Here is a 25786-nt window from a genome sequence, read left to right on the forward strand (position 1 = left end):
AGGTGAGAGGTCAAATGTTACAGCCCAATACCGGCACACCCCCCAACGAAGTAAAATTAAAGGAAAATATTCAATCCAAACCGGAAACAATGACGAAGATTTTTTTCGAAAAGTTTTTTCAAAATAAACTAGCTGTAATCGGAGCCGTTATATTAACCATCATCATCTTGTCAGCCTTATTCGCTTCGGTAATCGCTCCTTACTCTCCGGAGAGTCAATCTCTTGTCAATCGTTTGAAGCCGCCGAGCTTAAAACATCTAATGGGAACTGATAAATTCGGAAGAGACATCTTTACGAGGGTTCTGTACGGGGCGCGCGTCTCCTTGCTTGTCGGATTCGCTTCTGTGATCGGCGCGATTACAATCGGGACAGTTGTCGGAGCCGTTGCCGGATATTTTAAAGGGATTGTCGATGCCGTTCTCATGAGAACCGTTGATATCGTATTATCCATACCTGATATATTTTTGCTTATTACACTTGTTACGATTTTTCAGCCCGGAATGGATAAATTAATTTTAATTTTCTCCCTTACAGGCTGGACAACAACGGCACGCCTTGTCCGGGGGGAATTTTTATCGCTTCGTTCCAGAGAGTTTGTATTAGCTGCAAAGACGATCGGTACAAAAAATCATCACATCATCTTTTCTCATATATTGCCGAATGCGCTCGGACCGATCATTGTCTCAGCGACATTAAAGGTGGGAACGGTTATTTTGGCGGAATCTACATTAAGTTATCTCGGTTTCGGGATTCAGCCGCCGATCGCAAGCTGGGGCAATATGCTTCAGGATGCACAGAACTTTACGCTTATGATCCAGGCTTGGTGGTACCCGTTATTTCCGGGACTGTTCATTCTTCTTACCGTATTGTGCTTCAACTTTGTCGGAGACGGGCTGCGTGATGCGCTTGATCCGAAAAATGTGAAATGATCTCCCGGACGGAACGGGAGATTTTTTTGTTGCGATGCAGTCGGAAATCCAGCTCCGTAATGCGGAAATCTCATATTGAAATGGAATAATTTATCTATCCCTTGCCTATACTGTGGACAACAGTTTTTATAAAGTGAGGGGTCGAATATGTTATTTCTTCATGATGTATGGGTCAATTGGTTTGAAGGGGAAGAGAACGGCTACAATGTATGCCATTTTCACGAATGGCGGAAGGAAGACACGGTTGAGCTTTTGGATCAGACGCCGCTGCTCAGAGTGCCGTCGGTATTATTTCATTACATAGAAAACGACTTATCAGAGCTTCCGAAAGAGCTGCTTGACCAAGTCCACCAAAAGTCATACGTGCGAAAAAATCATGAGCGGACAAAGCTGGAGTATTGTTTTGTCGTGACAGACGGGATCGGCATCATTGCCGTGGATACGATCGGGTATACCATTCCGGTCAGAAAGAGCCGCCTGATTCCGAGACAGGAGCAGCTTGTTTATGAAATGGTAAAGGATGTAGAACCGGAATCGTTTCGTTTTGAGCCGGCGCAATTGGAGTCTTCAAAGGAATATCACATTTTGTCATTGGCGCCGGAGCACGTCAGAGGGCTGACGAGAAAAGAGCGGCAGATCAAGCAGCTGATGTTTATGGCGCTCGACCAGCTGAAAGGGCTGAAAAACCGTGCGGAAATTGTGTATTGGTACACGGAATGGAATCCGCATATGTATGAGCAGATCAAACGGATGAGCTTTGAAGAGATCTGGGACATGCTTTACAATGAAACAATTGAAGGCTGGTCAGATAAACATCTTGCGTTCTGTGAAAATTTGATTAAAGGGCAGCCGTTTTTCGAAAAGCTTTGGGAAATGGAGCAGGAATCAAAAGTGAACTAAAAAAGAGGCGGGGATTCTCCCGCCTCTTTTCTTTATCTTCTTTTCCGTCCGAGACCCATGGCGTTTTCCATTTTCTTCACCATTTTGCCGGCCGTTTTGTTTGCGCGCGCCGCTCCTTCGTCGAGAATGCGGTCAAGTTCGTCGCTCTCAATTAATTCACGGTAGCGCTCTTGGATCGGTGTCAATGCGCCGATAACGACTTCGGCTAAATCGCTTTTGAATTCACCGTACCCTTTGCCTTCATATTTAGCTTCTAATTCTTCAATTGATGTGTTTTCTAAAATAGAATAGATCGTCAAAAGATTAGAAACGCCCGGTTTGTTTTCTTTATCATACTTTACAATGCCTTCAGAATCAGTCACGGCGCTCTTGATTTTCTTTTCGAGCTGCTTCGGCTCATCAAGCAGCGTGATGTATGCCTTTTGGTTCGGATCTGATTTGCTCATTTTTTTGAGCGGATCAGCCAGTGACATGATGCGCGCGCCTGATTCAGGAATTTTCACCTCAGGAATCGTGAAGATGTCATTGTATTTTTTATTGAAGCGTTCCGCCAGGTTGCGGGTCAGTTCAAGATGCTGTTTTTGATCTTCTCCGACCGGAACAAGATCCGTTCCGTACAGTAAAATATCGCCGGCCATCAGCGGCGGGTAGGTTAACAGTCCTGACACGACGGCTTCTTTGCCCTTTGACTTATCTTTAAATTGCGTCATCCGCTCAAGCTCGCCGATATATGCGACGCATTGGAGCATCCACCCCGCCTGGGCATGCGCGGGAACCTCCGACTGGATAAAGAGGGTCGCTTTCTCGGGATCAAGTCCGACGGCCAGGTAAAGAGCCGCGAGATTGCGGATGTTCTTCCGCAGCTCAAGCCGATCCTGCGGTACCGTAATCGCATGCTGATCGACAATACAGAAGTAGCCGTTGTAGTCATGCTGCAAATCGACAAATTGTTTCATTGCGCCGATGTAGTTGCCGAGGGTAACGGAACCGCTCGGCTGAATGCCTGAAAAAATCGTTTTCTTCATATTTCTTACCTCATTTCTTAAAACATAATAAAAAAAGCCCATTCTTCCCGTAGAAAAAAGGGACGAATGAACCGTGGTGCCACCCTGATTATTCCATTACAATGGAATCGCTCGAGACGTTGGTAACGGAGGCTGCTCCGGCTGGGCCTACTAACGTTCGGTCAGCTGCTCAGAAGTCCATTCCACATCGCCCGTTACCTGCTCCCAGCACCGCAGACTCTCTTCAAACGGATGAAAATGTGTACTACTCTTCATCATCGCAATCACAACAAATGTATTTGATTGATCTATTATAAATCAATTATAGCCAAATGTCATCAGAGGAATACAAGCTTATTTCCAGTTTGCTTAAGGGCTGGAAATCCTCAAAAAGAACTGAAAATGCTTAAATGATAACGTATATCAACATTTCGTATAACGAATATTATATGTAAAAAGCAATATGAACTGGAAATTGCAATAAAAAAATTTAGTTAGGTCATGCTTTAAACTATAGAAGTGTATCACCTTTTTGACAGAAAAACTGACCAAATTTAAATATTTTAAATTGAGAAAATAGTATTGCAATAAATTATTCATTTCATTATAATGAACTTGTTCACTCTATTGTTACAGCTTCTTTACATAAAATAATCAGAAAAGACGGAACACAATTAAAGTTTAGAAAAATATTAAGTTATTTTGTCTGATATTTCTGAGTATTTAGTAGTAAAGGCTGAAAAATTTGATTAGGGGGTTAGTGCATGAAAAAGCGTTGGTCTATTGTAGGTTTGATGCTTATCTTCTCGCTTGTATTAAGTGCGTGCGGCGGATTCAGCGGCGGATCAGGCGGCGGTAAAAAAGACACCAAAGGACAGACTTCACTTAATATCAATATTAAAACCGAGCCGTTCTCACTGCATCCGGGTTTAGCGAATGATTCCGTGTCAGGAGGCGTAATCCGACAGACTTTTGAAGGATTGACACGCGTAAACTCCAAAGGTGAGCCTGAAGAAGGAATGGCATCTAAAATTGAAACAAGCAAAGACGGAAAGACCTATACATTTACGATTCGTGACGGTGCGAAATGGTCTAACGGCGACCCTGTGACGGCGCAGGATTTTGAATATGCGTGGAAATGGGCGCTTGACCCGAACAACGAATCACAATACGCTTATCAGCTCTACTACATCAAAGGCGCTGAAGCTGCCAATACAGGAAAAGGCAAGATTGATGATGTAGGCGTAAAAGCCGTAAATGACAAAACATTAAAGGTTGAACTGAATAACCCGACACCTTATTTCACGCAATTAACTTCATTCTATACGTATATGCCGGTCAACAAGAAAATTGCTGAAAAACATAAAAACTGGAACACAAACGCAGGCGAAAATTACGTGTCAAACGGCCCGTTCAAAATGACGGCCTGGAAACACAGCGGTTCCATCACGCTCGAAAAGAACGATCAATATTGGGATAAAGACGCTGTGAAATTGAAGAAAATCAACATGGTGATGATTAACAATAACAACACCGAACTGAAAAAATTCCAGGCCGGTGAGCTTGACTGGGCAGGGATGCCGCTCGGCCAGCTTCCGACTGAATCATTGCCGACATTGAAAAAAGACGGATCTCTTCACGTTGAACCGATCGCAGGCGTGTATTGGTACAAATTCAACACAGAAGCGAAACCGCTGAACAATGTCAACATCCGTAAAGCCCTTGCTTATGCGATCGACCGCTCGTCCATCGTGAAAAATGTAACGCAGGGCGAACAAATCCCGGCCATGGCTGCGGTGCCGCCGTCAATGAAGGGATTCAAGGATAACACAAAAGGTTATTTCAAAGACAATGACGTCAAATCAGCTAAAGAATTCTTAAATAAAGGACTGAAGGAATTAGGCGTCAAGAATGCCTCTGACCTTCCGGCGATCAAACTGTCCTACAATACGGATGACGCGCATGCGAAAATCGCGCAGGCCGTACAGGAAATGTGGAAAAAGAACTTAGGCGTCAAAGTTGAGCTTGATAACTCCGAATGGAATGTTTACATCGACAAGCTGCACAGCCAGAACTACCAAATCGGGCGTATGGGCTGGCTCGGCGATTTCAACGATCCGATCAACTTCCTTGAATTGTTCCGTGATAAAGAAGGCGGAAACAATGATACCGGATGGGAAGATCCTGAGTTTAAAAAGCTGCTGAACCAATCTCAGCTTGAAACGGATCCGGATAAACGTATCGAAGAGCTGAAAAAAGCAGAAAAGATCTTTATTGACGCAATGCCGGTCGCGCCAGTTTATTTCTATACGGATCCTTGGGTGCAGGATAAAAACCTCAAAAATGTAATCTTGACCGGAACAGGCGAAGTTTACTTCAGAAACGCTTCTTTTGAATAAAAGACGGTTCTGAAAACAAAAGACCCAAGGTATATGGGGAGGATGTCCCCATATACCTTTCTTACTGATTACGTATAAAATTGTAAAAAACATGGAGGTGTTCACCTTGCTGAAATATATCGGTAAACGATTCATTTACATGATCATCACATTGTTTGTGATTGTGACCGCCACATTCTTCTTAATGCAGGCAGCGCCGGGCGGACCATTTTCCGGCGAAAGAAAGCTGCCGCCTGAAATTGAGGCAAACTTAAACGAACACTATGGCCTGGACAAGCCTCTTTTCGTTCAATATGCCAGCTACTTAAAATCTGTGGCGATGTGGGACTTCGGACCTTCTTTTAAATATAAAGGCCAAAGTGTTAATGATTTAATCAATTCAGGCTTCCCCGTCTCATTCACTCTCGGTGCAGAAGCTATTCTCCTCGCTTTAGCGTTCGGTGTGCTTTTCGGGGTGCTTGCTGCCCTGTACCATAATAAATGGCAGGATTATACCATTGCGATTTTAACGATCTTTGGGATCTCAGTTCCGAGCTTTATATTGGCGACGATTTTGCAATATATTTTCTCAATTAAATTAGAACTGTTCCCGGTCGCAGGGTGGGAATCCTGGGCATACACCTTTCTGCCCTCTATTGCGCTCGCTTCCATGCCGATGGCGTTCATTGCCAGACTCTCCCGTTCAAGCATGATTGAAGTGTTAAACAGCGATTACATACGGACTGCAAAAGCTAAAGGACTTTCCCGTCCGTCAGTCACCGTGCGCCATGCGCTTCGAAACGCGCTTTTGCCGGTCGTGACATATATGGGGCCGATGGCGGCATCCATTTTAACGGGAAGTTTCATCATTGAATCCATTTTCGGAATTCCCGGTTTAGGCGCGCATTTTGTAAACAGCATTACAAACCGTGATTATACGGTCATTATGGGAGTTACCGTGTTCTTCAGCGTGCTCCTGCTTTTATGCGTATTAATTGTAGACGTGCTGTACGGATTAATCGATCCGAGAATCAAGCTTTCCAAAGCAAAGAAAGGAGCCTAGACCATGCAGAACATTCCTAAAAACATGTTTGAACCAGCTTCAGCTAATGCCGGCGATGCCGAAAAAATAAATAAAAAAAGCCTTTCCCTCTGGAAAGACGCCATGCTCCGCTTCCGCAGCAATAAGCTTGCGATGGTCGGGTTCGTACTGATCGTTCTTATTATTCTGATGGCGATTTTTGCGCCTGTCTTTTCAAGGTATGATTATGCGACTACCAATCTATTAAATGCGGATAAAGCGCCGTCGAAAGATCATTGGTTCGGCACGGATGACCTTGGAAGGGATATATTCGTCCGGACATGGGTGGGCGCGCGGATTTCCATCTTTATCGGTGTCGCAGCTGCCGTGCTTGATTTATTAATCGGCGTAATCTGGGGCAGCATTTCCGGATTCCGCGGCGGACGCACAGATGAAGTGATGATGCGCATCGCCGACATTCTGTGGGCTGTTCCTTCATTATTAATGGTTATTTTGCTGATGGTTGTCCTGCCGAAAGGATTGCTCACCATTATCGTCGCCATGACAATCACGGGCTGGATCAATATGGCGAGAATCGTCCGCGGACAGGTGCTGCAATTAAAGAATCAGGAGTATGTGCTTGCTTCACAGACACTCGGCGCCAAAACCGGCCGGCTTTTGTTTAAGCATATCGTCCCGAACGCGATGGGCTCTATCCTCGTAACGATGACACTGACGGTTCCGACGGCGATTTTTACAGAAGCGTTTTTAAGTTATTTGGGCCTCGGCGTACCTGCGCCGCTTGCGAGCTGGGGAACGATGGCCTCAGACGGATTGCCTGCATTAACCTATTACCCTTGGCGTCTGTTCTTCCCTGCCGGCTTTATCTGCCTGGCGATGTTCGGCTTTAACGTTGTCGGCGACGGGTTAAGAGACGCGCTGGATCCTAAGTTACGCAAATAAGGAGTGATATGAGTGACACGTTTGCTAGAAGTAAAAGACTTAGCCATTTCATTTAAAACATACGGCGGAGAGGTACAGGCAATCCGCGGCGTGAATTTCCATTTGAATAAAGGAGAGACGCTGGCGATCGTGGGGGAGTCGGGTTCCGGAAAAAGTGTGACCTCCCAAGCGATTATGAAGCTGATTCCGATGCCGCCGGGCTACTTTAAAAGAGGACAGATTCTTTTTGACGGACGCGATATCGTGCCGATGTCTGAAAAAGAAATGCAGGCCATCAGAGGAAAGGACATCGGAATGATTTTCCAAGACCCGATGACCTCCCTGAACCCGACGATGAGAGTCGGCAAACAAATTACGGAAGTGCTTTTCAAACATGAAAAAATCTCAAGTGAAGCGGCGAAAAAGCGCGCCATAGAGCTGCTTGATCTCGTCGGGATTCCGATGCCCGAAAAACGGATCGGCCAATTCCCCCATGAATTTTCAGGCGGGATGAGACAGCGTGTCGTCATCGCGATGGCGCTTGCGGCAAATCCGAAACTGTTAATTGCCGATGAACCGACAACAGCGCTTGATGTGACGATTCAGGCACAGATCCTTGAGCTGATGAAAGATCTGCAAAAGAAAATTGATACGTCTATCATTTTTATCACGCATGATCTTGGCGTTGTCGCCAATGTCGCCGACCGGGTCGCCGTCATGTACGCAGGTCAGGTCGTCGAATCGGGCACGGTGGATGAAATCTTTTATGATCCGCGCCATCCGTATACGTGGGGGCTGCTTGCCTCAATGCCCAGCCTGGACAGCACCGATCAGGAAAAACTGACGGCCATCCCGGGCACGCCGCCTGATCTGACGAATCCTCCGAAAGGGGATGCATTTGCGCTCCGCAGCTCATATGCGATGAAAATTGACTTTGAACAGGAACCGCCGATGTATAAAGTGTCTGATACGCATTTTGTGAAATCGTGGCTTCTGCATCCTGAGGCGCCTAAGGTCGAGCCCCCTGAAGCGGTGAAGGCTAAAATCCGTCAGCTTCCGAATACGTATCAGCATCCTGTTTTAATGAAGGAAGGTGAAAAAAATGACTGAGAAACTTCTCGAAATCAAACATTTAAAACAGCATTTTTTCACGCAGAAAGGAACGGTAAAAGCCGTAGATGATTTGTCATTTGATATTTATAAAGGCGAAACGCTCGGCCTTGTCGGAGAATCGGGCTGCGGTAAATCAACGACGGGCCGCAGTATTATCCGGCTGTATGAGGCAACCGGCGGGGAAGTTCTCTTTAACGGGGAAAATGTCCACGGGAAAAAATCCCGCAAGAAGCTGCTGGAATTTAACCGGAAAATGCAGATGATTTTCCAGGATCCGTACGCATCTTTAAATCCGAGAATGACAGTCGCCGACATTATTGCCGAGGGAATAGATATTCACCGCCTGGCAAAAACGAAAAAAGAGCGGATGCAGCGGGTTCACGAACTGCTGGAAACGGTCGGTTTAAATAAAGAGCACGCCAACCGCTACCCGCATGAATTTTCGGGCGGACAGCGCCAGCGTATCGGAATCGCCAGAGCGCTGGCGGTTGATCCGGAGTTTATCATCGCGGACGAACCGATTTCGGCGCTTGACGTCTCCATTCAGGCGCAAGTCGTCAATTTAATGAAAGAATTGCAGAAAGAAAAAGGGCTCACTTACCTGTTTATCGCCCATGATTTATCAATGGTCAAATACATCAGCGACCGCATCGGCGTCATGTATTTCGGAAAATTGGTGGAGCTTGCGCCGGCGGATGAGCTTTACGAAAACCCGCTTCATCCATATACGAAATCATTGCTGTCCGCTATCCCGCTTCCTGATCCGGACTATGAAAGAAATCGCATGCGAAAGAAATACGATCCGGCAGTTCATCAGCTCCAGGAAGGAGAAAAAATGGAATTCAGAGAAGTGAAACCGGGACATTTTGTCATGTGCACAGAAGCTGAATTTAAAACCTATCTATAAAAGTATCATCCTCCAAGACTCAGTCTTGGAGGATTTTTTTGCGCACATTCAAGTTTATTAAGCCTGCTCCCGTTTTTCTATAATGGAAAAAAAGGGGGAGATCAGTATGAAAACCATTTTGTGCGCCATTTGTGCGGGACTGTTTATCAGTGCAGCCGCTTATCCGGCCCACGCCGCTGCGAAAGAGGAGCAGCCGCTTGTAAAAATAGCGCTGGCTGAAAAAGAACTGCCGAAATCAAATGCACGGTTCGCTTATCCGTCAGGGCTGCATTTTACACATCCTGATAAGGTGCGGGGCATTTACGTCACAGGGCATTCGGCTGGAGGAAGCAAATTCGGGGAGCTGACAGACTTTGTGGACAAAACGGAGCTCAATACAATGGTGATTGATGTCAAGGACGACAACGGAAACCTCACCTTTAAGCCGGACGGCCATTCTGAGTATGCCAAAATCGCCAAGCCGTACATCAAAGATCCAAAAAAGATGATGAAAAAGCTGGAGGAAAAAAAGATCTATCCGATCGCGCGTATTGTCGTATTTAAAGACAGCGAACTCGCGAACGAAAAGCCGGAATGGTCTTTTAAAGAAAAAAACGGAAGTGTCTGGAAAAACGGCCGCGGCGAATCGTTCGTTAATCCGTTTATGAAAGAAGTATGGGATTACAATGTAAAGATTGCAAAACAAGCCGTAAAGATGGGTTTTCAAGAAATTCAGTTTGATTATGTCCGTTTTCCTGAAGGATTTGAAAAACGTGATGACGAACTGACATACGGACACGGAGATTACGGAAAAACAGCAGACAGCAATGTGCAAAAACGCGTTCACGCCGTCACCGATTTTGTCGGTTATGCGAAGAAAAAACTCAAGCCGTACGGCGCGGATGTGTCGGTTGATATTTTCGGCTATTCTGCCACGCTGCCGGAAGCGCCGGGGATCGGCCAGAATTTCAGCAAGATTTCAGAACAGGTCGATGTCATTTCATCCATGATTTATCCGAGCCATTGGACAAGCTATTTCGGCATTGATAAACCGGATCTTGAGCCTTACAATGTCGTCAAAGAATACGCGAAGGTGGAAAATAAAAAACTGTCTAAGCTGAAACACCCGCCTGTATCGCGTCCGTGGCTTCAGGACTTCACGGCATCATATCTCGGCAGCGGAAATTATCAAAAGTACGGAAAACGCCAGGTGGAAGAACAGGTTAAAGCGCTGCATGATGAAGGAATTGACGAATTTTTGCTGTGGGACGCGGCAAACCGTTATACCAAAAACGTCGATTACACACCATTTTAAAAAAATTGAAACCATGTTAAAGGATCACACGTCTTAATAGATGTAAGATTGTTTAAACAATCGGAAATGGGGTATATCTAAAAGTGTGAAGACAACGAACCCATAAGGAGCAAATGAATGAACTGGTACGAAAAGCTGAGTGAATATTTTCCGATTGAAGAAATGAAATCAAAAGCGCATATGGAAGCTCTGTTAAAGGAGCAAAGCGATGTTTATCATAAAGAAGAGGGGCAGTACCACGTGCTGATGTATGCGGAATTTGACTCTTTCATCTTTATTGATTACCTGTTTGTGTCAAAGAAATCCAGAGGACAAGGCCTCGGAAGCAAGCTGATCGGCAGGCTGAAAAAGAAAAACAAGCCGATTCTGCTTGAGGTGGAGCCTGTTGACGAGGATGACACGGATACACAGAAACGCTTGCGTTTTTATCAAAGAGAGCATTTCAAGCACGCGCAGTCAATCGGGTATCGGCGCCGGTCATTGGCTACGAATGAAGTGAACAAAATGGAGATTCTGTACTGGTCACCTAAGACGGAATCAGAAGAAGAAATGTTTGAAGCGATGAAACAGACATATGAAAACATTCACACTTATAAAGATGAAAAATGGTACGGAGAATCATACGAAAAAACGGATGAAGTTCTCAAAGTCATTGATGAGAAAAAACGAAAAAACATTTTCGATCAGCTGAGCTAATTGAGAATGGGGAAAAATCCGCCAGCCGTAAATTTGCCGGATTGACACATTTTTTTCTCAGGAGACTGTTCACACTTACTTTTTTATAGTATAATACCTATAAAGATTCCTTTTTTAAAGTCATTTCAATTTGAGAATACAAACATGTTCATCCTACTAATTAGAGGAGTGAAGATTAATGGTTACATTATACACATCACCTAGCTGTACGTCATGCAGAAAAGCAAGAGCTTGGCTTGAAGAGCACGAGATTCCGTTTGTAGAGAGAAACATTTTCTCCGAGCCGTTATCAATTGATGAGATCAAGCAGATTCTGCGTATGACTGAAGACGGTACGGATGAAATTATCTCTACCCGTTCTAAAGTATTCCAGAAACTGAACGTAAATGTTGAATCTATGCCGCTTCAAGACTTATATACTTTGATCAATGAGCATCCGGGACTGCTCCGCCGTCCTATCATCATTGATGAAAAACGTCTGCAAGTCGGCTATAACGAAGATGAAATCAGACGATTCCTGCCAAGAAAAGTGCGTTCTTTCCAATTAAGAGAAGCACAGCGTCTTGCCAACTGATATAAGCTTACGATAAGCATGGAAAAAGCCCAAAACCATCGCGGTTTGGGCTTTTTTATTTTTCAGTCTGCTGGTAAATCATACTGGCGAGGATAACAAATACGACGGTCAAAATCGGCAGCATCATTTGTATAATGCCGTGTTCTGCCATGAAAAATGACAGCTTGCTGTCTCCGGCAATCATTTCACCGCCGGTAAATGCGAGAAGACCGCTCCCGGCGTACATCAATAAAGGCATTTTGTCCATGGCGGCATGAACGAGCTTGCTGCCCCAAATGATAATCGGCACCGAGATGAAGAGGCCGATCACTACAAGTGTCAGCTCACCGTGAGAAGCGCCGGCTACTGCGATGACATTGTCAAGCGACATAAAGATATCAGCCAGAACGATTGTGCGGATGGCTTTCCAAAGAGAAGAACTGCTTTTCACATGCTGCGCATCTTTCTTCTCAATCAGAAGCTGATAGCCGAGATACAATAAAAATACCCCGCCTGCGCATTGTAAAAAAGGAACATTCAATAAATAGACCGCAGCGCTCGTCAGAACGATTCTCAAGACGACCGCGATAAACGTTCCGAAGATGATCGCTTGCTGTCTTTGTTTATGAGCCAGATTCCGGCTGGCCATCGCGATGACGACGGCATTGTCACCGCCGAGAATAAGGTCAATCCCGATAATAAGCAGAAGGGACAGCAGGTAATCGTGCGGCATGATAACACCTCGCTTATAGATCGATTGCTTGTACAGCTAATATATGAAGCAGTGTGCTATTTATGATGGGAACCGGGAGAAAGCCTGTTTTTCGGTGTGAAAATGCTTTTTTATTTCTTTTATAACTGTTTTATCATAAAATAGAAATATAAAGAATTTGCGCTGTCCTCTATAAGGTTAAGATGTGGACGGAATGGGTAAAGTGTAGTAAAGTACTATTCATCGGGAGCTTAGATGTCCCTTCAACATCTTATAAAGAAGGGAAGGTTGGCAAAATGGAAATAGAAAGAATTAATGAGCATACTGTAAAATTTTATATGTCTTATGGTGATATTGAAGATCGCGGTTTTGACAGAGAAGAAATCTGGTACAATCGCGAGCGCAGTGAAGAACTGTTCTGGGAAGTCATGGATGAAGTGCATGATGAAGAAGAATTCGCTGTCGAGGGTCCTCTTTGGATTCAGGTTCAGGCATTGGACAAAGGACTGGAAATAATCGTAACAAAAGCCCAGCTTTCCAAGGACGGACAAAAACTCGAACTGCCGATCCCGGAAGATAAAAAACAAGAGCCGGCAGATGAAAATCTCGATGCTTTACTTGATGATTTCCAGAAAGAAGAGCAGGCCGAGAGCCGGGAAGATAAGGAGCAAAAGCTTCAGTTCACTTTGCGGTTCGATGATTTTGAGGATCTCATCTCGCTATCAAAATTGAATCTTAACGGAATCAAAACGACCCTGTATTCGTTTGAAGACCGATATTATTTATATGCAGATTTTTATGAGCAAACTGATGAAGAGGTTGAAAATCAGCTAAGCATCCTGTTGGAGTACGCGCACGAATCATCAGTCAGCATTCACCGTCTTGAAGAATACGGCAAATTGGTGATCGCTGATCATGCGTTATATACAATAAAAAAACACTTTGCATCATAACAAACCGATTTCTCTCAGCAGAAATCGGTTTTTTTTGTTCTGAATGACACGATGAACGGCTGAAAACCGTATAACGGGCTCTCATCCGCAAACAGGATTATGCCTTCTTCCTGCTGAATACAACAAGATTCAGGAAAGGAGAAGATGCAACATGTTCAGTGCTGTGACTGCCGACGGACGGCTCATTCAGCTGGCCGGAAGCTATTCAAAGGAAAAAGCGGCGGAGCTGAGAAAGAAAAGCTGGTTCTGCCCTGTTTGCAAAAGTGAGCTTGATATCAAACTGGGACGGGAGAAACTGCCGCACTTCGCTCATAAAAAAAGCAGGCTGTGTCCGGGGGAATCCGAACCCGAAAGCGAATACCATCTGGAAGGAAAAAGGCAGCTTTTTCTCTGGCTAAAGACACAAGGGTGCAGTGTCAGCCTGGAACCGTATCTGACTTCCGCTGGACAGCGGCCTGACTTGACGGCAGTAAGCGGAGACGAGAGGCTGGCTTTTGAATTTCAATGTGCGAACCTTTCGGCGGACTCTTTAAAGAGCCGGACGGCAGGCCTGAAAAACGCCGGGTACCGGCCGGTCTGGATCATCGGGGCAAAACGGTTAAAACGGATAGCCGCGCAATTTTTCCGGCTTTCTGCTTTTCACTGGCAGTTCTTTGAAGTCCATTCATTTTCCTCCTTACTGTTTTACTGCCCCGACGCCCGCTCCTTTTACAGGCTGCATTCCATCACTCCGTTTTACACCGGCTATTCTTATGCCGGCTTAACCGCAATCCCTCTTCACAAAGCAAATCTGAAAGACATTTGTCATCCCGAGGGGCCGTACAGCGTCAGACTTCCCTCGTGGGGACGTGCCGTAGCCGGCTTCCGCAACAAAAGCGGGCGGTTTTTATCTGAAGATGCCGGTCTTATCCGGCGTCTTTTTTACGAAAGACACCAGGTTGCATTTCCATTTCTCCCCTCTGAAGTGTTTATTCCCGTTTCAGCGGGCTTTGTGTTTGCAAGTCCCGTTTTTGTGTGGCAGGGCCATTTATACTTGCGGCTTGCGGAACTTTCTAAAAAAGGCGCGCCAATCCGATTATCCGGCATGGTTCATGATTTACGGCAAAAAATCAGGGGTAAGGAGATCCGGATGAGGTATGGTTCACAAGATAGCCTTATCGGAATGGCGGTAAAACAATATGCTGATTTCTTATGCTTGCAGGATTTTTTAAGGGAAATTGAGAATGAAGTATATATGCCCTCATCTCCATGGAAGCGCCCTCAAACGGCAGAAGAGCTGCGCCGGCGGGATCTGCTCTTTTTTGGGGAATGAGAATGCTTCATTTCGTTCACCCTAACGTCAAGGTGGTGGCGAATGTGAGGGGCGTACAAGCATTTTGTTTTCGTTTTTTCACTGTATTATTGGTATGCTCGGTCTTATATGCCGCATATGATTTGACAAAAGGCAGTGAAAAGCCGGAAGATAATCACAACACAAGTTTTTGGAGAAACAATCGTTTTTTCAATTGGCTTGAAGTAAAGAAAACGAGGGGGATCACCATGACTGAGGAAAATAAAGCAGCACAGCTGCCTGACAGAAGTGAAGTAAAGGCAGAGCATACATGGAGACTAGAGGATATTTTTCCTAGTGATGAGGCCTGGAATAAAGAATTTCAAGCAGTTAAAGAATTAATCCCGAATTTATCTTCTTTTAAAGGAACGCTTGCTCATTCGGCTGATAATTTATACGCGGCGCTTACGGCACAGGATGAAGTGACGAACCGCCTTGGGAAACTTTATGCATACGCGCATATGCGCTCAGACCAGGATACGGGAAATTCTTTCTACCAAGGGCTGAACGACAAAGCCGCAAGCCTGTATTCTCAGGCTGCAAGCGCGACTGCTTACATTGAACCGGAAATTCTGGCGATTCAGGAGGACAAGCTGCACCAGTTTATTCTCGAAAAAGAAGAGCTTAAGCTTTACTCCCATGCAATTGAAGAAATTACAAAACAGCGTCCGCACGTGCTGAGCGAACAAGAAGAGGCCCTGCTTGCGGAAGCCTCAGAAGCGCTGTCGTCGCCTTCCAATACATTCAGCGTTTTAAATAACGCCGATATTACATTTCCGTCGATTAAAGATGAAAACGGCAAGGAAACTCAAATCACACACGGCAACTTTATTAATTTCCTGGAAAGCAGCAATCGTGAAGTCCGCAAAAACGCATTTGAAGCCGTATATAAAACATACGGACAGTATAAAAACACGATGGCGACTACACTCAGCGGCACTGTGAAAAAAGATAATTTTTACGCCCGTGTGAAAAAATATAAATCAGCACGGGAAGCGGCTTTATCCAATAACAGCATCCCTGAAGAAGTTTACGATAACCTGATTAAAACGATCAATAAACATCTTCCGTTATTACACCGTTACATTGACCTGCGGAAAAAGGTGCTCGGCCTTGATGAAGTCCATATTTATGACCTGTACACACCGCTCGTAAAAGATTCGGGAATGAAGGTCACATATGAGGAAGCGAAAGATTATATGCTCAAAGGACTTGCTCCGCTGGGCGAGGAATACGCGTCTATTTTAAAAGAAGGACTTGAAAACCGCTGGGTCGATGTATACGAAAACAAAGGAAAACGCAGCGGTGCTTATTCGTCCGGTACATACGGCACGAATCCGTACATCTTGATGAACTGGCATGATAATGTCAATAATCTGTTTACGCTCGTTCACGAGTTCGGCCATTCCGTGCACAGCTACTATACGAGAAAATATCAGCCGTATCCATACGGTAACTACAGCATTTTTGTCGCTGAAGTCGCTTCAACGACCAATGAAGCGCTGCTCGGTGAATATATGCTGAACAGCTTAAAGGATGAAAAACAGCGTCTGTACCTGCTCAACCACATGCTTGAAGGATTCAGAGGCACAGTGTTCAGACAGACGATGTTCGCTGAATTTGAGCATCTGATTCATACGAAAGCGCAGGAAGGCGAGCCGCTGACGCCTGAACTGCTGAACGAACTTTATTATGATCTGAATAAAAAGTATTTCGGTGACAACATGGTGATTGATAAAGAAATCAGTCTGGAATGGTCAAGAATTCCGCATTTCTATTACAATTATTATGTGTATCAATATGCAACAGGCTACAGTGCGGCCCAAGCGCTGAGCAGCCAGATCTTAAAAGAAGGCAAGCCTGCGGTGGAGCGCTATACCGAATTCTTAAAAGCGGGAAGCTCGGAATATCCGATCGACATACTGAAAAAAGCGGGAGTCGATATGACATCGCCTGAACCGATCGAGGCGGCCTGCAAAATGTTTGAAGAGAAGCTGAACGAAATGGAAGAGCTTCTTTCGAAAGTGAACCCTTCGTAATTCAAAAAAGCCTGTGCATAAGTTGCGCAGGCTTTTTCTAAAACCCTTTAAACGTTTTTCTATGGTTCAGCCGGTACAAGGCAAACAATATGGACAGAAACAGCAGGGGAGATGTAATGTAAATCGGCAGCATGTGCATCATGGCCAGCAGATTTAAAAAGAAGAAAAACACAATCATTCCGATGATCAATACGGTGCGGAGCATTGATTTCCCTCCTTGTTTTTCATTGATATATTCTATGAAAACAAGCAGTCAGTTATGTTTTGTGACAAAAATATGAACATTAATCTTATGGCTTGTCAAAACTCGACAAGATTTGATATGATAAGGATGTGAAATTGATCACAAACAAACATTACCCCTTTGTTTGACCGTGAAAAATTTCTCCCATCCCCTTTGTTGTCGTTAAGACATATGAAACCGCGCTTATCCCGGCGCGGTTTCTTTATTTGCACAAAAAAAGCCGGCTCCGTAAGGAATCAGCTTTTTTTAATGATCACAACAGGTGACATCCTCCTGGGTGCCGGCCAGAGATTTCCAAAACAGACCGTGCTTTGCTTCCACTCTGGCGACCTTTTTGGCGAATGCCAGTTTTTTCATTTCTTTTTCAACTTCTTCTAGACTCAAATCATAAACGAGTGCGATTTCTTTCGATGCGACAAACCGGAAATATTCAATGAAACATTCCAAAGGCGGCGTTTCAGAAGGCTTCGGTTCATCCCCGAGCATTTCGAATAAGATCTCTTCGTATACGTCATAAGAATAGTTGCCGGGGACCTTCAGCCCTTCATCATCATGCAGGCTGTTAAAGAACGTCAATGTCGGGTTGACGGTGACGTCCATTTCCGCCGCGATTTTCATATCGCACTGAAGCGCTTTTACCGCGCTTTGCGAATGGAGGTCGCGCTTGAATTCTTCAACATCCAATTTCGTCTTTTCGGCAATTTCTAAAAGAACGTCTTCATCTGTAATATTCTGCTTGGAAACAAACAGGCTTTCCTGCATGCTGCGGAGAAACAGAATGCCCGCTTTTCTTCCCTGCAGTTCAGCCGCTTTTAAAGCGAGTGCGGCAAGGTAGGGCGATGAAAGAGGCTGATCCTGCTCAAGCCAAAGGCTTCCGTCACAGGGCATCCCGGAACGGTTCGCAATTTTTTCCCAAGCTTCGGCAAGAAGGTGTTTTTTCCGCTTTTGCTTATTCAGCGATGTAATGCTCGCGGAAACAATGATCCGCAGCGTAAAAAAACGTCCGTATTTGATTTTTAATTTTTTTATGGCGGGCTCCAGCGACCAGCATTCAGGACATAAAGGGTCGACAAACATGTAAATTTCGAGCGGTTTTTTTGGATGTCCGTGGCAATGGGCGAAGTATTGCTCATGCTGATAATTCGTCAATATGATCGATCCTCCGCTTCTGACTGGTTTACCATATGCCTGGCCGTCAGTTCCAGACGCCCGTACAGAAATTCACGAATATCGCCCTCCAGCCCGACATCATCCATCGCTTTGCTCATACAGCTTAGCCACGCATCAGCCCTCTCGTCCGTAATCGGAAAGGGGAGATGCCTTGCCTTGAGCATGGGATGTCCGTGCTCTTCAGTATAAAGAGGAGGTCCGCCCAAATACTGGGTTAAAAATTGCTTTTGTTTTCTGGCCGTTTCAGTCAAATCACTTGGAAATATCGGCTTCAGCAAGGGATGAGACGAGACACGCTCATAAAAAGTATCAACAAGTTGCGATAGAAGTTCCTCTCCAATCGCTTCATATGGTGCGTTAAACGATTGTCCCATGTTGACTACTCCTTTATATGGCTAATAGGAATCATAATTCCCATTGCGAATTTATCTTTCAGTTTTACTATCTTCAGTTACTGTATATTTTAGCAATAACATTTTATTTCTACAAACAAAGTGCCTTTCTGTCAGGCGCTTGTATTTCATATCATATCACATCGCCTTCATTCATGTGTAAGATTTCACTCCGCAAAAAAACCAGAGGGCGAAGGAAGCCTCTCTGGTTTACGCGTAATACTGTTTGGTTATGTTTTTGACATATTGCTGTGTTTCCTTAAACGGCGGAATGCCTCCGTACCGATCTACGTTGCCGGGGCCTGCGTTGTAGGCGGCTAACGCGAGAGATACATTTCCGTCGTATTTCGTGAGCATCTGCTTTAAGTACTTCGTGCCGCCCTCAGCGTTCTGGACGGGATCAAGCGGGTTTGACACCCCGAGTGATTCTGCCGTGGAAGGCATGAGCTGCATCAGTCCCATTGCCCCCGCACCGCTGACCGCTTTCGGATTAAAGCCTGATTCCTGTTTAATAACCGCGCGGATCAGCTTTTCGTCCACTCCGTATTTTTCGGCCGCTTTCTGAATGGCGCTGTCTATTGAAAAGTTTCCGGTGCTGATGTCAGAAGCCGCATTCGCAGACTTTATGCTTGGGGAAGCGGTCTGTGAAGCTGCCGCGTAACCGGATGAAACGGGAATTCTCGGTGAATAAGAAGCGTGAGCGGTCCGCACGCCGTTTAAAATTCCTGATTCCGGCTGCTGCCGGACGGCTGTGTCCGTATACTGGCTGAGCAGCGCGCTGAAATTGGCAAGCGGGCTTTCTGAAGATTGTCCGCCTGAAGCCGTGCTTGTATGAGAGATTGATTGCAGCGCCATTGATTGCAGCTGGAGAAGGGCCGCCCAATTCGTTATATTCACTGTGTCATTCCACCTTTTTTTGTTTCTGTTCATAAAAACGCTGGATTTTATTTTTCGTGATCCGCTCTGGGATGCCGAATTGCTTGAGCAATTGTTCAAACCCCCGTTTTCCTTCATCCCAGTCAGCAGCTTCGAATTCCAATTCAAAGTCTTCTTTCTCTAAATATCGGCTGTGATCTAAAATGATTAAGCCTTTTTCTGATTCTTTTTCCGCGCGTGCGGTCGACAGCGTCCCGAAATAGCAAATGTGTTCTGAGTCGATTCCGAGACCTTCCAGCTGACGTTTGACGGGGCCTTCCGGGATCTTGAAAACGTCAAGATCAGGTGCCGAAAGCTCTTGGTGGGTTTCCAGCAGACCGACCGCGGCAGGCTCTTTTAAAGTCAGGACGAACGCGCCGTCTTTTTCTCGGATGCGGAGTGCTGATTTTTTTTGTTTCAGGGAAAAATCTTTCGTGTCGAAATAATGATTGACCTGCTGTTTAAAATCATGTTCTTTCATGCAGAGTGCTTCACTCAGCTTCAGAAATTCTGATTTTGTCAGCAGGTTTTTGAATTCAATTTCTATTTCTTGGGTCATGACAGTCTTCCTTTCAGGACGAAAAATTGTATAATTCCCATTATCTCTTTAGAGGTTACGTTTATCAATATCGACCTTGATATGATAAAATAAATGCTGTACTTTGTTAAAAAAGGAGAACATTATGCAAAAGAGAATTGAAATCCAAAATGCATCATTAACAGAAGACGCGCTCCGCTTGAAATGCGGAGAGGACTTAAGCGGAGCGGAACGCAAAGCCTCAGGTCAAATGCTTGTTGATTCCGATCACTTTGCTTTTGTATACATACTTGAATCAGCTGACTCTTTTGAATATGTCATTATAAAAGAACATATCTGGCCGGATCTGAAAAAAGCCTTAGACCAAAGAAAACCGGCGGTCCTTGAGGCCGGCGGAAAAATGGTTGAACTTTCAGGGCTGCATGAAGAACTCGATTATCTTCTTGAAAATATTAAAGATAATGCAAACTACGGAGATATGGAAGAAAAAGTGAAAAGCGTATTTCTTTAGAACAGGTTCGGAATTGGGGGATGTACGATGGATGACAAACAATGGGAGCAATTTCTAGCGCCATACCGCCAGGCTGTTGAAGAATTAAAGGTGAAGCTGAAAGGCGTCAGAACCCTTTATGAGTATGAAGATGACCACTCACCGATTGAGTTTGTGACAGGCCGCGTGAAGCCGGTGGCGAGCATACTTGAAAAAGCGAGACGAAAAAGCATACCGCTTCATCAGATTGAAACGATGCAGGATATCGCGGGGCTGCGTATTATGTGCCAATTTGTCGATGATATCCAGATCGTCAAAAATATGCTGTTTGCCAGAAAAGATTTTACCGTTGTCGATAAGCGGGATTACATAGCAGAGCATAAGGAAAGCGGATATCGGTCTTACCACCTTGTCGTTTTATATCCTTTACAAACAACGTCCGGAGAAAAGCACGTTCTTGTGGAAATACAGATTCGGACGCTTGCCATGAACTTTTGGGCAACCATTGAGCATTCACTGAATTACAAATACAGCGGGAACATTCCCGAAAAAGTAAAGCTGAGGCTGCAGCGGGCCTCAGAAGCCGCATCCCGGCTCGATGAAGAAATGTCAGAAATCCGCGGAGAAATCCAGGAAGCCCAAGCCGCGTTCTCGCGAAAGAAAAAAGCGGGAGACCGCCAGTAGGAAAGGAGGGGAATGGCATGAAATTTGCCGTTTCTTCAAAAGGAGACGAGGTTTCAGATACACTGAAAAGCAAAATACAGGCGTATTTACTCGATTTTGATATGACCTTGGATGAAAAAGAGCCGGAAATCGTTATTTCCGTCGGCGGTGACGGAACGCTTCTTTACGCATTTCACAGGTACAGCGACCGTCTCGATAAAACGGCGTTTGTCGGAGTTCACACGGGGCATTTGGGTTTTTATGCCGATTGGGTTCCGCAGGAGATAGAAAAGCTCGTTCTGGCCATCGCCAAAACGCCGTATCATACCGTGGAGTATCCCCTTCTTGAGGTGATTGTCACTTATCATGATGAAGAGCGTGAGGAGCGGTATCTGGCTTTGAACGAATGTACGATCAAAAGCATAGAAGGCAGTCTCGTCGCTGACGTGGAAATTAAAGGCCAGCTGTTTGAAACGTTCAGGGGAGACGGTTTATGTCTGTCCACGCCTTCCGGAAGCACGGCTTATAATAAGGCGTTAGGCGGCGCAATCATCCACCCTTCCATCAGAGCGATTCAGCTTGCGGAAATGGCATCCATTAACAACAGAGTGTTCAGGACTGTCGGCTCGCCGCTTTTGCTTCCCGATCATCATAACTGTGTCATCAAACCGAGAAACGACGTCGACTTTCAAGTCACAATTGATCATTTAACCTTGTTGCATAAGGATGTCAAGTCCATTCTATGCCGTGTGGCAAATGAAAAAGTCAGATTTGCAAGATTCCGCCCTTTTCCGTTTTGGAAAAGGGTGCAGGACTCCTTTATCGGAAAAGGCGAATAGAAAGAGGAAACGGATTGGACAACTTTTTTATCCAAAAGAACATGACTGCCCGGGAAGCCGGCATGACGATAAAAGAATATACGGCGCAGCTCGGCATTTCAAAGCGGCTACTCGCTGACATTAAATTCGGCGGGGGAGACCTGCTTGTGAACGGAGAGCATGTAACCGTCCGCACCGTGTTAGCGGACGGAGACGTGCTTAAGATTGAATTTCCGAAGGAGCATGTGAGTGAAACGCTTTTGCCTGAGCCGGTTCCGCTTGATATTCTTTATGAAGATGACCATGTGCTTGTGGTCAATAAACAGCCGTATGTCTCCTCAATTCCATCAAGAGAACACCCGTCGGAAAGCATCGCTAACGGAGTGATCAGCCACTACCGAAAAAGCGGCGTGCCATCAACGGTTCATCTTGTCACCCGCCTTGACAGGGATACATCGGGGGCGATGCTGATCGCCAAACATCGGCTTTCCCATTCTCTTTTGTCAGCAGCGCAGAAGAAGGGGCTTGTCAGCAGGCGGTATCTCGCTGTCGTACACGGCATCATGCCGCAGAAGGAAGGGACGGTGGACGCGCCCATCGGAAGAAAACACGACAGTATTATTGAGCGGATGGTAACGCCGGAGGGACAACGAGCGGTGACGCATTTTCAAACGGAAAAAGCGGGACATGCGTTTACGCTTGCAGCCCTGCGGCTGGAAACAGGGCGGACGCATCAAATCCGGGTGCACATGAGCTACCTCGGCCATCCGTTAGTCGGTGATACACTGTACGGCGGAAAAAATGAGGGAATTGCGCGGCAGGCTCTTCACAGTGAGCGGCTTTCATTCGTACACCCCATGACCGGAGAAACGCTCGTTTTTCACGCTCCGGTGCCTGACGATATGAGAACATTAATTGAACACATGTAAAGCCCGAACCGTTTACCGGTTTCGGGCTTTTTTTCATGCCTGCCTTCCGTGATCCTCGCGAAATCGTGAAGCATCATAAGGCATTGAGCTTTCCACAGAGACGGTTTCATGCTCCGGAAAGCGAAAGCCTGTCAGTTGATTCCCGAAGACGCATCCTGTATCAATGTTGATTGTACGGTTGACGATCCGGGGGCGTTTTACCGGGGTATGGCCGTAAACAATCCATGCCTTGCCTTCGTAAGCGGCGGCCCAGTCTCTTCTGACGGGTCTGCCGTCGGGATACGTTTCACCCGTGATATCGCCGTACAGAACAAATTCTTTTACCTTACGCGAGTATTTACCGATATCGTCAGCTTTTATGCCGGCGTGGGCGACAACGAGATCGCCATTATGTAAAATGTCATAAAGCGGCGCTGACTCATATAATCGGATGAATTGTCTGGAGACTTCCGTTCTGTCGGCGGGAGACAGCTCTTTCAGTTCGGCTGCCGTCGTTTCCAGTCCGTGCATCACTTTTACGGGGTTTCCTTTTAAGTAACGATACAGTTTGTTGCAATGATTTCCCGGGACATAACGGATGGCTCCTTTTTCATATGCTTTTGCCACAAAACGCATCACTTCTACGGATTTTGGGCCTCTGTCCGTTAAATCCCCCGCAAAGACAAGCGTCCTGCCTTCAGAATGAACGGGCGTTCCGTCTTTGACTTCATATCCGAGCTTTTGCATTAACGCGATCATTTCGTCATAACATCCGTGTATATCGCTGATGATGTCATAAGCCATTCGTGTCAGCCTCCTTATTAACGGTTTTTTATTTATTATGGGGCTAATTCCTATACCTAATTACGCTGTTTTTGCACAAATTAAAAAAAGAATTAAAGAAATAAAGCCTTATCACTTTTTTTTCGCGGTCAGCCTTGTTAGAATATGCGTTATGTTTTTAAAAAAAAGTAAGGTTTCGCCCGCTTTAAGCGGGCTTTTATAACCCTTGTTTTAAGGAGGTATTTACGAATGGAACACACATCAGTCGCATCTTTAGTCGTCGTTCTGATCGTCGCTTTTTTGACACCGCTCCTTTTACATCGGTTTAAGCTCAGCATCCCGGTCGTCGTCGCGGAGATCATCATGGGGCTTATTATCGGAAAAAGCGGCCTGAATCTTGTCGTTCAGGGAGACACGTGGCTGGAGACGCTGTCTGTTCTCGGCTTTATCTTTTTAATGTTTTTAAGCGGCTTGGAAATTGATTTTTCTTCATTTGAGAAAGGGAAGAAAAAACAATTCCTTCCGAATGGCAAGGAAGCGCCCAACACGTTTTCTGCCGCACTGATTATCTTTTTCGGCATCTTTATTTTATCATTGCTGCTGTCCTATGCCTTTGTATTAGCCGGTTTTATACAAAACGCATTTTTAATGACGCTTATTATTTCGACGATATCACTCGGTGTAGTGGTCCCGACTTTAAAGGAAGAACGGATCATGAACTCCAATATCGGCCAGATTATCCTGCTTGTCGCCGTTATCGCGGACTTGGCTACGATGATTCTGCTCGCTTTTTTCTCTTCTCTTTACGGAGAAGACAGCGGAAATATGTGGCTTCTGTTGATTCTTTTTGCCGCGGGGGTCGTGCTGTATTTCTTCGGCAGGATCTTTAAACACCGTTCATTTGTGCAGTCGATGTCTAAAGGCACCGTGCAGATCGGCACGAGAGCCATTTTCACACTGATTATCGTGCTTGTCGCTTTATCGGAATCTCTCGGGGCGGAAAATATTCTCGGCGCGTTTTTGGCAGGCGTTCTGGTATCGCTTCTGTCTCCGAATAAAGAAATGGTGGAACAGCTGGATTCATTCGGCTACGGGTTTTTAATTCCGATCTTTTTCGTCATGGTCGGGGTGAAATTGGACATTTGGACGCTTTTCCAAGATCCGAAAACATTAACGATGATTCCGCTGCTTCTGCTTGCGCTGTTTATCAGCAAAATGTTCCCGGTGTTTTACTTAAAGAAATGGTATGACAAAAGAACCGTGTTTGCTTCGGGCTTTTTGCTGACGTCCACGCTGTCGCTTGTTATCGCGGCGGCTACGATCGGAGAAAGGCTCCACATTATCAGCGCCAATATGTCCGGCGCGCTGACTTTAGTTGCGGTTATTGCCAGCATCATCACGCCGATCGGCTTTAAGAAATTATACAAACGGCAAAGTGCGCCGCAGGAAAAAAAGCGCATTACATTTATCGGCGCCAACCAAATGACACTTCCGGTTACGCTGGAACTGCCTGAGGAGGAATATGAAGTACGGGTCGTCCATGTGTATCAGGAAAATGCCGGGGAAACGCTTGCGGAATCGGTTTTTTCGGTTGACACGATTTCTGATTACGAGCCCGGCACGCTTGAGTCGCACGGTATTTTCAAAACGGATATTCTTGTCGTGGCGACGGGAAATGAAGATGTGAACGCTGAAATCGCCTTAATAGCGAAAGAGAAAGGGACTGAGCGTATCATCGCAAGCGTCGGCTCGGTTGAGCATGAAACAAAACTGAAAGAAGAGGGCATCAGTATTTTTTCTATCCTTCTGTCTACAAAGACGCTCTTGCGCGCATTAATTGAGGCGCCGGGTGTGATGAGCCTCCTGACGAATGAGGAGTCTTCGTTATATCAGATCAATCTGGAAAACCCGGCGTATAACGGCATCATTCTGCGGGAATTTCCGCTGATGGGAGATGTGATTTTCGTCCGGATTTTCAGAGGTGTGGACAGCATCGTTCCGCACGGAGACACGCGGCTGAAAACAGGAGACCGCCTCATCGTCACGGGCTCGCGCAACTACGTGTCGGAACTGAGAAAAATCCTTGAAGCTTGA

At 45.6% G+C, this 25786-nt stretch carries 26 protein-coding genes and 1 other annotated feature; of the genes, 18 read left to right on the top strand and 8 right to left on the bottom strand.

Features of this window, described 5'->3' with window-relative positions:
* Positions 1-14 precede the first annotated feature (14 nt).
* Positions 15-929 (top strand): oligopeptide ABC transporter permease, encoded by a 915-nt coding sequence (gene opp4C, locus G9F75_RS06640; protein ID WP_021494980.1) that lies wholly within the window; start codon positions 15-17, stop codon positions 927-929.
* 147 nt (positions 930-1076) lie between these two features.
* On the top strand, positions 1077-1829 hold the full coding sequence (locus G9F75_RS06645) for a YjbA family protein (protein ID WP_167408978.1): 753 nt from the start codon (positions 1077-1079) through the stop codon (positions 1827-1829).
* Positions 1830-1861: 32 nt separating this feature from the next.
* Here G9F75_RS06645 and trpS read toward each other — a convergent pair whose 3' ends face one another.
* Positions 1862-2854: a tryptophan--tRNA ligase gene (gene trpS / locus G9F75_RS06650; protein ID WP_060675049.1), complete on the bottom strand. Its 993-nt coding sequence runs from the start codon at positions 2852-2854 to the stop codon at positions 1862-1864.
* 55 nt (positions 2855-2909) lie between these two features.
* Positions 2910-3121, bottom strand: a binding site (T-box leader).
* 476 nt (positions 3122-3597) lie between these two features.
* Here trpS and G9F75_RS06655 point away from each other — a divergent pair.
* From G9F75_RS06655 to spx, 8 genes are all read left to right on the top strand, one after another.
* Positions 3598-5232 carry a peptide ABC transporter substrate-binding protein gene (locus G9F75_RS06655; RefSeq protein ID WP_014417416.1) on the top strand — a complete coding sequence of 545 codons (1635 nt, stop codon included), beginning with the start codon at positions 3598-3600 and terminating at the stop codon, positions 5230-5232.
* 106 nt (positions 5233-5338) lie between these two features.
* The gene (locus tag G9F75_RS06660) at positions 5339-6274 is read left to right on the top strand and encodes an ABC transporter permease (RefSeq protein WP_014417417.1); all 936 of its coding nucleotides are present in this window, start codon (positions 5339-5341) and stop codon (positions 6272-6274) included.
* A gap of 3 nt (positions 6275-6277) precedes the next feature.
* Positions 6278-7195, top strand: coding sequence for an oligopeptide ABC transporter permease OppC (gene oppC, locus G9F75_RS06665; RefSeq protein WP_007409113.1), 918 nt, complete (start codon positions 6278-6280; stop codon positions 7193-7195).
* 12 nt (positions 7196-7207) lie between these two features.
* Positions 7208-8284: an ABC transporter ATP-binding protein gene (locus tag G9F75_RS06670; protein ID WP_167408979.1), complete on the top strand. Its 1077-nt coding sequence runs from the start codon at positions 7208-7210 to the stop codon at positions 8282-8284.
* Positions 8277-9194 carry an oligopeptide ABC transporter ATP-binding protein OppF gene (oppF, locus tag G9F75_RS06675; RefSeq protein ID WP_017417453.1) on the top strand — a complete coding sequence of 306 codons (918 nt, stop codon included), beginning with the start codon at positions 8277-8279 and terminating at the stop codon, positions 9192-9194. Before G9F75_RS06670 ends, oppF begins: the two co-directional genes overlap by 8 nt.
* Before the next feature lie 106 nt (positions 9195-9300).
* Positions 9301-10488: a putative glycoside hydrolase gene (locus G9F75_RS06680; RefSeq protein ID WP_029973145.1), complete on the top strand. Its 1188-nt coding sequence runs from the start codon at positions 9301-9303 to the stop codon at positions 10486-10488.
* Between the two features lie 117 nt (positions 10489-10605).
* Positions 10606-11184 carry a GNAT family N-acetyltransferase gene (locus G9F75_RS06685; protein ID WP_007409110.1) on the top strand — a complete coding sequence of 193 codons (579 nt, stop codon included), beginning with the start codon at positions 10606-10608 and terminating at the stop codon, positions 11182-11184.
* A 178-nt stretch (positions 11185-11362) separates the two neighbouring features.
* Positions 11363-11758, top strand: coding sequence for a transcriptional regulator Spx (gene spx, locus G9F75_RS06690; protein WP_003155034.1), 396 nt, complete (start codon positions 11363-11365; stop codon positions 11756-11758).
* A gap of 55 nt (positions 11759-11813) precedes the next feature.
* Here spx and G9F75_RS06695 read toward each other — a convergent pair whose 3' ends face one another.
* Positions 11814-12470 carry a TerC family protein gene (locus tag G9F75_RS06695; protein WP_014417421.1) on the bottom strand — a complete coding sequence of 219 codons (657 nt, stop codon included), beginning with the start codon at positions 12468-12470 and terminating at the stop codon, positions 11814-11816.
* A 275-nt stretch (positions 12471-12745) separates the two neighbouring features.
* Here G9F75_RS06695 and mecA point away from each other — a divergent pair, with 275 nt between their 5' ends.
* The 3 genes from mecA (at position 12746) to pepF (ending at position 16771) form a co-directional block, all read left to right on the top strand.
* Positions 12746-13402, top strand: a complete 657-nt coding sequence (gene mecA, locus G9F75_RS06700) for an adaptor protein MecA (RefSeq protein ID WP_003155032.1) — start codon at positions 12746-12748, stop codon at positions 13400-13402.
* A gap of 151 nt (positions 13403-13553) precedes the next feature.
* Complete coding sequence (locus G9F75_RS06705) at positions 13554-14714, top strand: competence protein CoiA family protein (RefSeq protein WP_167408980.1); 1161 nt, start codon at positions 13554-13556, stop codon at positions 14712-14714.
* Between the two features lie 227 nt (positions 14715-14941).
* Entirely contained in the window at positions 14942-16771 is a 1830-nt protein-coding gene (pepF, locus tag G9F75_RS06710) for an oligoendopeptidase F (RefSeq protein ID WP_003155028.1), read from the top strand.
* A 37-nt stretch (positions 16772-16808) separates the two neighbouring features.
* On the opposite strand, the gene G9F75_RS06715 is transcribed toward pepF, so the two are convergent.
* From G9F75_RS06715 to G9F75_RS06735, 5 genes are all read right to left on the bottom strand, one after another.
* On the bottom strand, positions 16809-16976 hold the full coding sequence (locus tag G9F75_RS06715; RefSeq protein ID WP_003155026.1) for a hypothetical protein: 168 nt from the start codon (positions 16974-16976) through the stop codon (positions 16809-16811).
* Positions 16977-17261: 285 nt separating this feature from the next.
* Positions 17262-18164: a protease adaptor protein SpxH gene (gene spxH / locus G9F75_RS06720; protein ID WP_003155024.1), complete on the bottom strand. Its 903-nt coding sequence runs from the start codon at positions 18162-18164 to the stop codon at positions 17262-17264.
* Positions 18161-18559 (bottom strand): globin domain-containing protein, encoded by a 399-nt coding sequence (locus G9F75_RS06725; protein ID WP_100261697.1) that lies wholly within the window; start codon positions 18557-18559, stop codon positions 18161-18163. The genes spxH and G9F75_RS06725 overlap by 4 nt, the downstream gene beginning before the upstream one ends.
* A 228-nt stretch (positions 18560-18787) precedes the next feature.
* Positions 18788-19474, bottom strand: coding sequence for a lytic transglycosylase domain-containing protein (locus G9F75_RS06730; RefSeq protein WP_100261698.1), 687 nt, complete (start codon positions 19472-19474; stop codon positions 18788-18790).
* A gap of 4 nt (positions 19475-19478) precedes the next feature.
* Positions 19479-20051, bottom strand: coding sequence for a CYTH domain-containing protein (locus tag G9F75_RS06735; protein ID WP_128496568.1), 573 nt, complete (start codon positions 20049-20051; stop codon positions 19479-19481).
* A 124-nt stretch (positions 20052-20175) separates the two neighbouring features.
* Between G9F75_RS06735 and G9F75_RS06740 the strand changes: the two genes are divergently transcribed.
* From G9F75_RS06740 to G9F75_RS06755, 4 genes are read left to right on the top strand one after another with little or no spacing between them, the layout of a single operon-like run.
* Positions 20176-20541 (top strand): UPF0738 family protein, encoded by a 366-nt coding sequence (locus tag G9F75_RS06740; RefSeq protein ID WP_032874472.1) that lies wholly within the window; start codon positions 20176-20178, stop codon positions 20539-20541.
* Between the two features lie 27 nt (positions 20542-20568).
* Positions 20569-21204, top strand: coding sequence for a GTP diphosphokinase (gene yjbM / locus G9F75_RS06745; RefSeq protein WP_003155019.1), 636 nt, complete (start codon positions 20569-20571; stop codon positions 21202-21204).
* A 17-nt stretch (positions 21205-21221) separates the two neighbouring features.
* Positions 21222-22022, top strand: a complete 801-nt coding sequence (locus tag G9F75_RS06750; RefSeq protein WP_003155018.1) for an NAD kinase — start codon at positions 21222-21224, stop codon at positions 22020-22022.
* 14 nt (positions 22023-22036) lie between these two features.
* Entirely contained in the window at positions 22037-22930 is an 894-nt protein-coding gene (locus G9F75_RS06755) for an RluA family pseudouridine synthase (protein WP_167408981.1), read from the top strand.
* Between the two features lie 33 nt (positions 22931-22963).
* On the opposite strand, the gene prpE is transcribed toward G9F75_RS06755, so the two are convergent.
* Positions 22964-23713, bottom strand: coding sequence for a bis(5'-nucleosyl)-tetraphosphatase PrpE (gene prpE / locus G9F75_RS06760; protein ID WP_103526996.1), 750 nt, complete (start codon positions 23711-23713; stop codon positions 22964-22966).
* A gap of 228 nt (positions 23714-23941) precedes the next feature.
* Here prpE and G9F75_RS06765 point away from each other — a divergent pair, with 228 nt between their 5' ends.
* Positions 23942-25786, top strand: a complete 1845-nt coding sequence (locus G9F75_RS06765) for a monovalent cation:proton antiporter family protein (protein ID WP_007610641.1) — start codon at positions 23942-23944, stop codon at positions 25784-25786.

The sequence above is a fragment of the Bacillus sp. EKM208B genome (assembly GCF_011800725.1).
Classification (GTDB): Bacteria; Bacillota; Bacilli; order Bacillales; family Bacillaceae; genus Bacillus; species Bacillus velezensis.

What these genes read in the sequence shown, in the direction of transcription:
- opp4C (WP_021494980.1), top strand. Translation starts at nt 15, where the DNA reads ATGTTACAGCCCAATACCGGCACACCCCCCAACGAAGTAAAATTAAAG.
- G9F75_RS06645 (WP_167408978.1), top strand. Translation starts at nt 1,077, where the DNA reads ATGTTATTTCTTCATGATGTATGGGTCAATTGGTTTGAAGGGGAAGAG.
- trpS (WP_060675049.1), bottom strand. Translation starts at nt 2,854, where the DNA reads ATGAAGAAAACGATTTTTTCAGGCATTCAGCCGAGCGGTTCCGTTACC.
- G9F75_RS06655 (WP_014417416.1), top strand. Translation starts at nt 3,598, where the DNA reads ATGAAAAAGCGTTGGTCTATTGTAGGTTTGATGCTTATCTTCTCGCTT.
- oppC (WP_007409113.1), top strand. Translation starts at nt 6,278, where the DNA reads ATGCAGAACATTCCTAAAAACATGTTTGAACCAGCTTCAGCTAATGCC.
- oppF (WP_017417453.1), top strand. Translation starts at nt 8,277, where the DNA reads ATGACTGAGAAACTTCTCGAAATCAAACATTTAAAACAGCATTTTTTC.
- G9F75_RS06680 (WP_029973145.1), top strand. Translation starts at nt 9,301, where the DNA reads ATGAAAACCATTTTGTGCGCCATTTGTGCGGGACTGTTTATCAGTGCA.
- G9F75_RS06685 (WP_007409110.1), top strand. Translation starts at nt 10,606, where the DNA reads ATGAACTGGTACGAAAAGCTGAGTGAATATTTTCCGATTGAAGAAATG.
- spx (WP_003155034.1), top strand. Translation starts at nt 11,363, where the DNA reads ATGGTTACATTATACACATCACCTAGCTGTACGTCATGCAGAAAAGCA.
- G9F75_RS06695 (WP_014417421.1), bottom strand. Translation starts at nt 12,470, where the DNA reads ATGCCGCACGATTACCTGCTGTCCCTTCTGCTTATTATCGGGATTGAC.
- mecA (WP_003155032.1), top strand. Translation starts at nt 12,746, where the DNA reads ATGGAAATAGAAAGAATTAATGAGCATACTGTAAAATTTTATATGTCT.
- G9F75_RS06705 (WP_167408980.1), top strand. Translation starts at nt 13,554, where the DNA reads ATGTTCAGTGCTGTGACTGCCGACGGACGGCTCATTCAGCTGGCCGGA.
- pepF (WP_003155028.1), top strand. Translation starts at nt 14,942, where the DNA reads ATGACTGAGGAAAATAAAGCAGCACAGCTGCCTGACAGAAGTGAAGTA.
- G9F75_RS06715 (WP_003155026.1), bottom strand. Translation starts at nt 16,976, where the DNA reads ATGCTCCGCACCGTATTGATCATCGGAATGATTGTGTTTTTCTTCTTT.
- G9F75_RS06725 (WP_100261697.1), bottom strand. Translation starts at nt 18,559, where the DNA reads ATGGGACAATCGTTTAACGCACCATATGAAGCGATTGGAGAGGAACTT.
- G9F75_RS06735 (WP_128496568.1), bottom strand. Translation starts at nt 20,051, where the DNA reads ATGACCCAAGAAATAGAAATTGAATTCAAAAACCTGCTGACAAAATCA.
- G9F75_RS06740 (WP_032874472.1), top strand. Translation starts at nt 20,176, where the DNA reads ATGCAAAAGAGAATTGAAATCCAAAATGCATCATTAACAGAAGACGCG.
- yjbM (WP_003155019.1), top strand. Translation starts at nt 20,569, where the DNA reads ATGGATGACAAACAATGGGAGCAATTTCTAGCGCCATACCGCCAGGCT.
- G9F75_RS06750 (WP_003155018.1), top strand. Translation starts at nt 21,222, where the DNA reads ATGAAATTTGCCGTTTCTTCAAAAGGAGACGAGGTTTCAGATACACTG.
- prpE (WP_103526996.1), bottom strand. Translation starts at nt 23,713, where the DNA reads ATGGCTTATGACATCATCAGCGATATACACGGATGTTATGACGAAATG.
- G9F75_RS06765 (WP_007610641.1), top strand. Translation starts at nt 23,942, where the DNA reads ATGGAACACACATCAGTCGCATCTTTAGTCGTCGTTCTGATCGTCGCT.